The 884-nt window shown below is 58.1% G+C and carries 2 rRNA genes; both read right to left on the bottom strand.

Annotated elements, in window-relative coordinates:
• Positions 1-283: ribosomal RNA gene (locus ACTQX9_RS09525) — 23S ribosomal RNA — on the bottom strand; the annotation flags it as partial.
• A 398-nt stretch (positions 284-681) separates the two neighbouring features.
• Positions 682-884: ribosomal RNA gene (locus tag ACTQX9_RS09520) — 16S ribosomal RNA — on the bottom strand; the annotation flags it as partial.

Below are 884 nucleotides of genomic sequence, written 5' to 3'. Positions count from 1 at the left end.
CGACGGTTTGGCCATCGGTCCCCTTTCGCTCGCCGCTACTCGGGGAGTCTCGAGATTGATTTCCTCTCCTCCGGGTACTTAGATGTTTCAGTTCCCCGGGTTGTCCTCCCCCCGCCTATGTGTTCAGCGGGGGGATATCCGTACCTCTACGGATGGGTTCGCCCATTCGGAGACCCCCGGGTCGAAGGATGTGTGCTCCTCGCCGGGGATTATCGCAGCTTGCCGCGTCCTTCATCGGCTCCCTGTGCCAAGGCATCCGCCGTGCGCCCGTGGTATCTTGCGGGACCGCTCCGGGCCCGCGGGATATCCACGTGTCGCCAATATAAATTAATCGATATCATGAATAGCGCTCTCATGTCGCAATTCGGGTATCTCATACCGCGGCACAGCGTGTTCCACTGTGCTCGCGATCAGATGCTCCTCACTCATCAATGAGTGAATTCTCTTGTTTGGATCGGATGAATGATTGCTATCATTCTCTATTTAATCGCAGAAAAGAATCGAGTCTGGAAGAGGATACTCTTCCATCTCTCTCCTATCGCTATGCGGCTCTCAAGGTACGCGGGTGCGACCCCGGGGACCGGGTGCTGCGGGGACGTATCCTGGCCAGACATCAACCGGACGGGCTCCTGCCCTCCATTCGAGTTAAAGTGTTCTCTCTCTAAGAATGTGTCTCCCTAGAAAGGAGGTGATCCAGCCGCACCTTCCGGTACGGCTACCTTGTTACGACTTCACCCCCCTCACCCTCCACACCTTCGGCGCCTCCCCCCTCTCGGTTGGGCCGGCGACTTCGGGTGCAGACGACTCGGGTGGTGTGACGGGCGGTGTGTACAAGGCCCGGGAACGCATTCACCGCGGCATGCTGATCCGCGATTACTAGCAAC

The sequence above is a fragment of the Collinsella sp. LCP19S3_F2 genome (assembly GCF_052121015.1).
Lineage (GTDB): Bacteria > Actinomycetota > Coriobacteriia > Coriobacteriales > Coriobacteriaceae > Collinsella.
The sequence above is the reverse complement of the archived record's forward strand: the minus strand, read 5'-3'. Positions and strand labels throughout refer to the sequence as shown.